Genomic DNA, 10,099 nt, shown 5'->3' on the forward strand with positions numbered 1-10,099 from the left:
AGACCAATTTGCTGCCACCGCAGTAGGGCAGTCTATTCTCGGACAGCCTCCTAGGCGGCTGTCCGAGAATAGCGCCCGTCTCGGACAGCCTCCTACTCAGGATGGCAGAATGATGTTGCCACCGGCTTCGCGGATCGCGGCCAGATTCTCTTCATCAAGCTTGCTGTCGGTGATAATGCAATCCAGCTCTTCCAGACGGGCAATGGTTTTCATGCTGGAGGCGCCAAATTTACTGGAATCCGCCAGCAGAACGGTATTATTGGCCCGCTCCATCATTTTACGACGGATATAGTAGTGATCGTTGGATGCCGTGGTCACGCCATTGTTCAGGCTCCAGCTGTTGGTGGCCAGGAAGGCAATATCCGCATTAATACTGTCCAGGAATGACAGTGCAGCAACATCCGTGTGCGCCTTGGTGATAGCGCTGACGTTACCACCGGTGGTGAATACCTTAACCGTTGAAGAGTCTGACAGCTGCAGGGCAATTTTCAGATCAGTGGTGATCACGGTGACCTTCATGCGCATCATCAGCTTGGCCAGCGCCATTGTGCTGGTGCCGGAGTCCAACAGAACGATCTGCCCTTCACGAATCTGCTTCAGGGCTTCATGAGCGATGGATTTTTTCTCTTCGATATTAACCGCATTTTTCTTTTCATAAGGTATGTCTTCCAGCAGGAAGCTTTTGGACACGGCGCCACCATAGGTCACGCGTAGCTTGTCTTCTTGCTCCAGGGTTCGGATATCACGACGGATGGTCATTTGGGATACATCGAAACGTTCCGCCATTTGTTCGATATTGGCACAGCCTTTTTCTTCAACAAAAGCAAGAATATGTTCGCGACGTTCAACCGGAAGCATAGTGTTTCCTCTTTAAATGGAGCATGATCAGTTTGCCCTGTTGATCAACCGGTCAGTAAATCAGGTTTGCAGAGCTCGACCAACGGTAATGATGCTTGCTCCCGATGAGTATTCAGAGAAAAATGTCACCGTAAGAGGGACTTACAGGGTTACCTTGCGGTAATGAACTGATGGCACTCGAATGCAGAAGACTGATCAATGGGCATTTGGCGCGGGATTATATCACCAGAATGATGAACTATTACCAACTTTTCATTGGGCAACTTCATGCTGATGAGAATTTAAGAGTTTTTTCAAGCCTTGCCAAGGGATACCGTCGCGCTTTTTATGGTTCTCACCTCGATTGCCATTTTGTATGGACAAAATTTCAGCAGCAATCGCAATGGCTATTTCAGCAGGCTTTCGGCCCCCAATACTTTTCAGTCCAACCGGGCAGCGCATATGCTCAATTTGGGCTGGTGATAAATTGCCTTTGTGTTCCAGTCGTTGACGAAAACGCTTTGCCCTGGTTTCCCGATCGTAATGAATTTCCGGCGTGCTGTAGAAACCACTGCTGGATAGGGAAATCCGGTTCAGATAAGCCGCCTGAATAAAGTCTGCAAACGGCACTTGACGTTCACCAAGCTGTACCTCGTTATCATGCAATGACACTTCCTGCCCTGAGACGCCATAGTGCTCAACCGCAAAGTCAACCAGACGATCCCGGATTTTCTGGCAGGCATCCTGTGCGGCCTTGCCATTCAGGTCGGTACCACTGGACGCCGCAGTGGGTGAGGTGTTGGGTACTTTGTCGGTTCGGGTGGACGTCACCTGAACCCGTTCCAGAGAAACGCCGAACTCGTTGGCTACGATCTGGGCCACTTTGGTGTAGAGACCCTGACCCATTTCTGTACCACCATGGTTGATTTGAATACTGCCATCGGTATAGACATGGACCAGAGCACCGGCCTGATTCAGATGTTGCGCGGTAAAAGAGATACCAAATTTCACCGGTGTCAACGCCAACCCTTTTTTCAGTACCGGGCTTTGCTGGTTGAATGCGCTGATGGCTTCCCGGGGAATCACGCTGGCAATCTGTCCCTCAAGATAGAAATGCTCCTGTCTACCATTCGACATCTGTCCTGATAGCCAGTGGTCCGCATTAGCGATGGCCTGTCCGGCGTCGCCTTTGTTCATGGTGTGGTCAGGGCGGACAAATGAATTTTGCGCCATGGCCTGATCAATACCCAGAATGGCATCCAGCGTACGATATTGAATAACGGCTTTGCGGGCGGCTATTTTCGCCGCTTTATGGGAGGTGGCTGCCACGGCAAACACCGGTTGGCCAATATAATCCACCCGGCCATCAGCCAGTAGCGTATCGCCCGGAAAGACGGGACCAATATCTTTGTGGCCCGGAATATCGTCTGCGGTTATGACCGCAACAACACCGGGCGAATTCCATACCTCCTCAAAATTGATGCTGATGATGTCTGCATGGGTTTCTGTAGAAAGACCAAACCCGGCATGCAGTTGGTTGGCCATTTCCGGACGATCATCAATATAGAGTGCTTTACCTGTCACATGCAGATGTGCACTGTCGTGTTTAGCTGAACGGTTTCCACTTATATGACTTTGTTGCCGTTCACTGGCCAGACCCGGTAGTTTACGCATGACAGATAATCCTTACATTCTGGCCAGACAGTTCCATAAAATAACGTTCCAGCAAATTGCAGGCTACTACAAGACGGTACTCGCTACTGGCCCGGACATCGGACATGGGCTTGAACTCCTGACGGATAGCGGCCTTGGCCTGACTGAGCGTTTCCTGATTCAGAGGGGATCCCGTTAATATCTGCTCACACAAGTCTGCGCGCCTGGGAATCGCCGCCATGCCACCCAATGCCACTCTTGCGCTGGTTATGTGTCCATCGTCACTGGCTTCCAGATTAATCGCGGCAAGGACGGTAGAGATGTCATCACCGTAGCGCTTGCTCAGTTTATACACTTTTAACTGGTGAGGGGTACAGAAGCCACATTGCGACCCATGATGATCAACCAGAAAGCGAATCACGATGGCTATGTCCCTTTTTTTTATTTTGTCTTTCTATGATGAGAATGCCATGACAGGCTTTTTGCAACAGCCTCCCAGGAGGCTGTATGGCATTTTCAGCCTGTTAATTTGCATTAATTTGACTATCAGGTCATAAAAATAGCAAGCAACCAACTGTGAATTTTAATGACTACATAGTCAGAAATTTGCATTGTTTCAAGTCAAGTTGTTAGTCTTGCCGGGCTAGGAGGCTGTCCGAGAATAGGCTGCCCTACTAGGATCTTCAAAATTTTCAACAACAGGATTGAGCCTCTATGAATGGAGCGGCTACAAGACCACTGCCATTGGCAGATGAGAAGCCCAGGTTTCTCGATCGGCTATTCAAGCTTAAGGAGCATAACACAACGGTAAAAACCGAGTTGGTGGCCGGTTTCACCACCTTTGTTACCATGTGTTACGTGGTGTTTGTGATACCGGGCATGCTTGCCGATGCCGGAATGGATAAAGGCGCTTTGTTTGCGGCTACCTGTATTGTCGCCGGTTTGAGTTCCATCGCTATTGGCCTGTATGCCAACTGGCCGGTAGGCCTGGCTCCCGGTATGGGCCTGAATGCGTTCTTTGCCTATGCTGTTGTGCTGGGCATGGGCTACTCATGGGAACAGGCGATGGGTGCCGTTTTCTGGGGGGGGATCGGGTTTATGTTGTTGAGCCTGTTTAAGGTCCGTGGGTGGATTATTGACAGCATTCCGCAAGGTCTGCGAGTGGGTATTACCGCCGGTATTGGTCTTTTCCTCGCGCTGATTGGTCTGAAAAATGCCGGTATTGTGGTGGCCAGTCCGGGGACTGTTATCACGCTGGGTGATATTACCCGGTTCAGTCCGGTGATGGCCTGTTTGAGCCTGCTGTTGATTCTGGGGCTGGCTTACCGTGGCTTTAAAGGCGCTGTGCTGTCAGCCATTGTTGTTGTCTCGGGCATAGGCCTTCTGGCCGGAGATATCGCCTTTCAGGGAATATACTCTGCTCCACCGAGCCTGGAACCTGTGGTCGGCAAGCTGGATATCATGGGTGCCCTGAAACCCGAAATGCTGGGCGTTATCGTTGCTTTCATGTTTGTGAATTTATTTGATACCACCGGAACATTGATTGCTGTTGGCGATAAAGCTGGCCTGGCCGACGAGAATGGCAAGATGCACAACATGAACCGGGCGATGATTACCGATGGCACCGCATCCTGGGCTGGTGCCCTGATGGGAACACCGACGGTCACCTCCTATGTAGAAAGTGCTTCAGGTGTCGCAGCAGGCGGACGAACAGGTCTGGTAGCCGTTACTGTGGGTGTTTTGTTCCTGCTCTGCATGTTCCTTTCGCCACTGGCTGCCATGGTTCCCGCCTATGCAACAGCAGGCGCCCTGATTTATGTCGCCGTGCTGATGGCAGGAAGTCTGGCGAGCATTGACTGGAATGATTTGACGGAAGCGGGTCCGGTGTTGATTACCGCCATCATGATGCCGCTGAGCTTTTCCATCGCTAACGGCATTGCTCTCGGGTTTATCGCTTACCCACTGGTAAAACTGCTGGCAGGCAGGGCCAGTGAAGTCAGTATCAGTATGTGGGTGCTGGCTACATTATTTATTCTGAAGTTTATTTTTTTCGGGATTTGATTGAGTCATCTCGCCTGTTGTCCGGCCATGGGAAGGAGCTGGCATTTAAATAAGCGCTGCCTGCTTCCCGCCACCCGCTGCCCGAAAAAGACAGGTTGCTTGTGCTTTTGCGGGAAGTATACGGTAAGCGCTGCTGATTCTTTTCAACGCATCTTCTGAAGGTAGCGCGTCCCGCTGTCTTTCAGTTTCTTGCCATTTATTCCTGTTCTGCTAGCAGAACTGCAATTTCTGTCTATCTTTTCTTTACTGTTTCTATTCGACAACCTTGGATACCGTTTACTCAACTTATTCCATAACCGGGTCAATAATGTTCAGAGTGTCGGCGTTCCTATCAGCCAGAGAGTGATGCCAGTAAATGCTACGAACGGCAGTGATTGGAGCGGGTTATCTCGGTAAATTTCATGCACAGAAGTATGCCCGGCTGGCATCCAGCCATCTTGTGGGCGTTGCCGATATCAATGAGACCTGTGGCCAGCAGGTTGCCAGCACCTGCAATACCCATTATTTCAGTAATTACCGGGATCTGATCGGACAGGTTGATGCCGTCAGTGTTGTTGTCCCTACCGCCCTGCATCACGCCATAGCCAGTGACTTTCTGAAAGCGGGTGTGCATGTGCTGGTGGAAAAGCCCATCGCCAGTAATTTATCCCAGGCTGAAGATATGATTAAGCTGGCCAGGGAGCAACAGCTTATCCTGCAGGTTGGCTTTCTGGAGCGATACAACGCTGCCTTGGGTAGCGTTGCCGATAAAGTTAAACAGCCCCGGTTTATTGAGTCTCACCGACTGGCCAGCTTCAAACCACGATCCATGGACATCAACGTGATTATGGATCTGATGATTCATGACCTGGATATTATTCTGAATATTGTTGATTCCCCGATACAGGATATTGCGGCCAATGGCAGTGCTGTCTTGTCAGACACCATTGATATTGCCCAGGCTCGTTTGTCATTTGCCAATGGCTGTGTTGCCAATGTGACTGCCAGCCGAATCAGTCAGAAAAGCAAAAGAAAGATGCGGATTTTCCAGAAGCGCTCATGTATCTGCGTTGATTTTCAAGCGCTGAAAGTCAGCCACTTCTTTAAAGGCGAAGGGGAGTTGCATCCGGGCATCCCAGCCATTGAATGTCAGGAGCAGAGTTATCAGGGCAGTGATGCGCTCAGGCTGGAGATTGAAGACTTTCTTCTGAGTGTTAAAGCATTAAGTCCCCCAACGGTCAGTGGTGAAGATGGCAGAGATGCATTGCATGCTGCAAGCAGAATTTCAGAGATTATTGAGAAAACGGGCGTAAGCCTTTAAGCGAACGTTGAGCCGCTGGCAAAGGATAAAACAACCATTGGTAGAGAAATAATCGGTACCATTTTATTTAGTGTAAAAGGGGCACCATGAATCAAAAAAGCATGAACACAATACCAATGGTGGATGTGCAGGCATGGCATCGGCCAATACAGGCCCAGTTAGAAAAAAAAGCACTGGAAGTATTGCGTAGTGGTCGCTTTATCATGGGGAAAGAAGTCGAGTTTTTTGAACAGGAGGTCGCTCATTACCTTGGAGCCAGATATGCCATCAGCTGTGCAAATGGTACCGATGCACTTGTTCTTGCTCTCCAGGCCGCCGGTATAGGGCCAGGGGATGAGGTATTAACCACGGGTTTTACCTTCTTTGCCACAGCTGAAGCCATTATGCAGGTGGGAGCAAGGCCTGTTCTGGTTGATATAGACTCACAGACATTCAATATTGACCCGGTTGAGCTGGAGCGTAGTATAACTTCCCGTTGCAAGGCAGTGCTGGTTGTTCATCTTTTTGGTTTACCTGCAGCGCTCTGTGAGATTCAGGCGGTCTGTGATCGTCATGGCTTAATCCTGCTGGAAGACTGTGCACAAGCGTTTGGCGCCTGTTATCAATCCCGAAAAACCGGCAATTTCGGTTTACTCGGTACTTTCAGTTTTTTTCCCAGCAAAAATCTGGGTGGATTTGGTGATGGAGGTCTGGTCATTACCAGCGAATTAACAGTAGCCGAAACGGTTCGAATGCTACGAAATCATGGCAGTGCATGCCAGTACCGCCATGAATGTCCAGGCTACAACAGCCGTCTGGATGAAATTCAGGCCGCCCTGTTAAGAGTCAAGCTGGAGCATATAGAGGCGTTTAATGCTCAGCGGCAACAGGTGGCACAATGGTATCGAGAGTTCTTGAACGATAGTGAAGTACTTTTTCCTCAAGGCCATCAGGAACATATTTATCATCAGTTTACGGTGGTTTTGCCGTCTGGCCGGGATATGGTCAAGAAGCGCCTTGCCAGTAAAGGTATCGCCAGTGCTATCTATTATCCGTTGCCTTTAAATAAGCAAAGGGCATTGGCAGGGGTTGCCGGTGAACATGAATTACCCGTCTGTGAGCAGTTATCAGAACACTGTCTTTCATTGCCGATATATCCGGGTATGACCAGAAGTCAGACTGAGACCGTTGCCAGCACATTGATTAGAGTGATGCATTAATAGTTCGCGTAGCAAATCGTTTAACGGGAGTTTCGTTATGACCGCTAACGGGATTGAGGGATCTGTTTCTGTGGCAGGGGTTGTTGATTGCAGAGACGCTGAGTCTGGTGCTGCTAACCCTGCTACCACCTGGAAAGGATTTCTTATATCAGAAAGTAAAAGCACGGTTTCAAAACTGGCGACGGCGGCTTTTTTTCTGGCAGGTGGTATTGGTATAGGTGTGGGAATCGAACAACGACGCCCTGCTATTTATACTGCCCTGCCAATAACTTCTGTTTTGGCAGAGACTTTTTATCTGGGGGGTAGAGCATATCATTATTTTAAGTCTGGAAATCACGGTATTGGGGAAACGGAAGGTCTTGTAAGAGCCTTTAATACAGATGCTATTGGTCAAATGGTGCGAGAGCCTTCCGGAGCGTCATTACAAGAGAGGGTCTATTTACCGGATCAAGACATCCGGGGGCAAAATCCCAATGAGACTGATCCGGTGGCTCTTTTGCCATATTTTGAAAGTCTGTGGAAAAAAAGCGTTTCTATCAAAGGTTTTGATTTTGATCAGCAAGTCGATTTGTTAAAGCAGTTAAAGGCATCTTTCCAAGACTATTTTTATGCTCACCCGGATTTGCAGGAACAGTCATTATTTAAGGATTATGATCAGTGTAAAGCTACTTTTGAAGGTATTTGCAAGCATTATAATCTTACCTTCTATAAAGCGAATACATCCAATTCTGCAAGAATTCATGAAAATTTGACCTCAGTGGATAATGGTGACTGTTTGTATGACTCTATATGGCAATCTATCAGTGACGATAAAAAAACAGAGCTGTGGGAACAATATTCTTCAGAGCTTGAGAATGAACCGTGTTTATCAGGTGATCATCAACCCGATTATGATGTGCTTAAAGTCGTATTGCTAAAGACATTAGAACAAAACGAAGCGCTACAACGCCTGGTGATGACGAATAATCAGGATCCACAATCCCCCGATTATTCAAGTATTTCAGAATACCAGTCATTCGTTATGCAGGGTGGAACCTTTTGGGGCAGGCACAATGTGGAAGGCGTGATCCTGGCAACAGCGCTGAGCATAAATGTGGTATTAACTGGCGCTTTTGAATTCGATTACATGACGGGTTTTTTTGAAAGAGAGGATAAGAGTCTTAATGAAATGAATGCAAATTTTCCAACCGTTTATATAGGTAATAGGCACCTTCATTATTACCCCGTTAGCAGGCATATTGAGAGTGCCTGACAGCCTCCTAACGTTAACAACCCATACCGATAAATCCGCTGTCATTCCCGTGCAGGCCGGAATACATTGCCAGAGTTGGATCCCCGTCTTTGCAGGAGTGTCAGTGTATGGGTATTTGAGCCAGGAAGTTATACCAATTTCAAATTCTGAATATGATGCCGGGCAAGCCATTTTGGCCCGCTGGGCAAGACGGAATAATCCGATGAAGAACCAGAAACTGGCATGAACGCCTATTTGTCAACAACCAGGTCGAAACAGACTTTAGGAATTGATCTCTATTGATCTGCCCCTGGCGATGTCAGAGGCAGCTCGAATTGTTTGAGGAATGGGGCTTTGAAGCATGGCGACGCCTAGCAATAGAGAAGAATGCCACATTCGTGGCCGGGACTGAACAGGAGCTGTGCAGTTGGGACCAGTTCCCGGGTACGGTGGAGGAGCTAGGCCGATGCCCGGGTACGGTGGAGGAGCTATACCGATGGGATCAGTTTCCGGGGACGGTGGAGGAGCTGCCGGTGGTAGCTCCTGGCTCTGTTGCTGCCCAACGGCAAGGGAGACCCGTTCGGTACAGGTGGCGATCTGTCGCTCCCGAAGCTGAATGCACCGGCAGCCATCTAGGTAAAAAATAGTACCGGTGACAGCGGCACCACCACAAGCAGCGCCACTAGATAGGCCAATCAAGGCACCAGCGGCGGTCCAATTCCATACAGCAGCACCAAGAAAAGAACCAATACCGGCAGTGAGTGTGGAAACGCAGCCAATCGAATAAGCCTCTGCTTTAGTAATAGCGTCACAATTACAGGTATAATCCGATACTTGGTGTGCCACTTGTTGTGGTTGTGTTGTCACCGGTAAAATCGGAGCATTGGAGACATTCATATATCTTAATATCCTCAGAACAAAAGTTGCTTCCACCCCAAAATTTTTGTTGGCAGTAAACAAGGGTTGTGGGTTACTTCCACTAAATTATTCCGCAATCCCGTGTCCCTCTTGTGCGTAACAGGGATCATTATGGTAGCGCTCCCTTTTGCACTCTGCGTAAGCGAAATCTTTACGAGGTTCTCTTTTGTGCTCAATTTGTGAGGAGCAACTTTCATCAGACTTATCAACTCTTGCCTGGGCTAAATCGCCTCATGAACGAATTTCATGCCCTAATTCTAAAATAGATTGGATTGAAAAACGTTCATTATCAGGAATATATGTGTGGGTATGATCATTATTCTGCGGTTCTATTCTGACAGGTAAGTGAAGTGGTTGATCTTCTTTAGTATGGCTATAAACGATTACTATCGACCTTTTTTCAAACCGGAGGTCATCAGATGGATTACGAAAAGACACCGTTGGCTGCTGAAGCCAGTTTTCAGTAGTTTCATCAGTACGCATAGCACATTGAATATCCGCTGCTTCTGCAACTTCACGGGAGAAGACCTGATTAGATGCACCAGGTTCAGAAAAAGCAGCATCTTGAAAGTAAGAAAGGGGATTAGAAACCGCATTTAAATAAGCAGAGCAGGTAAATATATCCATTGAATTATTGAATTATCGAATTCTAGCTTAAGATTACTGTTTCTTTTAAAAGTTCCTCCCTGACACAACTTTCTCAATATTTATGTCAACCAGGCATTGTGCCCGGCAAAGTTGCCATTGGCACCGGAACCAAACGGCATAATTTCGGCACCGGATTTTACCCCGTGTTGGTAGATATTCCGTTCCCGGGTATCCCGTCCCCAGTGGCTGACAGTCAGTCGCCGCTCCTAAAAACTTGCTCAAACCTACTCAAAGTTATCTAAACCTGAGCAT

General features: G+C 48.3%; 9 protein-coding genes. 4 read left to right on the plus strand and 5 right to left on the minus strand.

The annotated features are described in order from the left end of the window. Nucleotides 1-96: 96 nt before the first annotated feature. The 3 genes from KDK15_RS20210 to KDK15_RS20220 all read right to left on the minus strand — a co-directional run bounded on the left by KDK15_RS20210 (nucleotide 97) and on the right by KDK15_RS20220 (nucleotide 2,911). Nucleotides 97-858, minus strand: coding sequence for a DeoR/GlpR family DNA-binding transcription regulator (locus KDK15_RS20210; RefSeq protein WP_257297203.1), 762 nt, complete (start codon nucleotides 856-858; stop codon nucleotides 97-99). A 252-nt stretch (nucleotides 859-1,110) separates the two neighbouring features. Further along, nucleotides 1,111-2,511, minus strand: a complete 1,401-nt coding sequence (locus KDK15_RS20215) for a molybdopterin cofactor-binding domain-containing protein (RefSeq protein ID WP_257297204.1) — start codon at nucleotides 2,509-2,511, stop codon at nucleotides 1,111-1,113. After that, the gene (locus KDK15_RS20220) at nucleotides 2,504-2,911 is read right to left on the minus strand and encodes a hypothetical protein (RefSeq protein WP_257297205.1); all 408 of its coding nucleotides are present in this window, start codon (nucleotides 2,909-2,911) and stop codon (nucleotides 2,504-2,506) included. Before KDK15_RS20220 ends, KDK15_RS20215 begins: the two co-directional genes overlap by 8 nt. A gap of 293 nt (nucleotides 2,912-3,204) precedes the next feature. Between KDK15_RS20220 and KDK15_RS20225 the strand changes: the two genes are divergently transcribed. The 4 genes from KDK15_RS20225 to KDK15_RS20240 all read left to right on the plus strand — a co-directional run bounded on the left by KDK15_RS20225 (nucleotide 3,205) and on the right by KDK15_RS20240 (nucleotide 8,302). Beyond that, on the plus strand, nucleotides 3,205-4,551 hold the full coding sequence (locus KDK15_RS20225; protein WP_257297206.1) for an NCS2 family permease: 1,347 nt from the start codon (nucleotides 3,205-3,207) through the stop codon (nucleotides 4,549-4,551). Between the two features lie 355 nt (nucleotides 4,552-4,906). Further along, nucleotides 4,907-5,851, plus strand: a complete 945-nt coding sequence (locus KDK15_RS20230) for a Gfo/Idh/MocA family protein (RefSeq protein ID WP_257297207.1) — start codon at nucleotides 4,907-4,909, stop codon at nucleotides 5,849-5,851. Nucleotides 5,852-5,952: 101 nt separating this feature from the next. Further along, nucleotides 5,953-7,050 carry a DegT/DnrJ/EryC1/StrS aminotransferase family protein gene (locus KDK15_RS20235; protein WP_257297208.1) on the plus strand — a complete coding sequence of 366 codons (1,098 nt, stop codon included), beginning with the start codon at nucleotides 5,953-5,955 and terminating at the stop codon, nucleotides 7,048-7,050. 37 nt (nucleotides 7,051-7,087) lie between these two features. Beyond that, complete coding sequence (locus KDK15_RS20240; RefSeq protein WP_257297209.1) at nucleotides 7,088-8,302, plus strand: hypothetical protein; 1,215 nt, start codon at nucleotides 7,088-7,090, stop codon at nucleotides 8,300-8,302. A gap of 261 nt (nucleotides 8,303-8,563) precedes the next feature. Here the strand turns inward: KDK15_RS20240 and KDK15_RS20245 are convergent, their stop codons facing one another. Further along, entirely contained in the window at nucleotides 8,564-9,178 is a 615-nt protein-coding gene (locus KDK15_RS20245) for a hypothetical protein (RefSeq protein WP_257297210.1), read from the minus strand. 252 nt (nucleotides 9,179-9,430) lie between these two features. Further along, nucleotides 9,431-9,826 carry a hypothetical protein gene (locus KDK15_RS20250; protein WP_257297211.1) on the minus strand — a complete coding sequence of 132 codons (396 nt, stop codon included), beginning with the start codon at nucleotides 9,824-9,826 and terminating at the stop codon, nucleotides 9,431-9,433. Nucleotides 9,827-10,099: the final 273 nt, after the last annotated feature.

This window comes from Endozoicomonas sp. YOMI1, assembly GCF_024606345.1.
In the GTDB taxonomy this organism is placed as follows: Bacteria; Pseudomonadota; Gammaproteobacteria; order Pseudomonadales; family Endozoicomonadaceae; genus Endozoicomonas.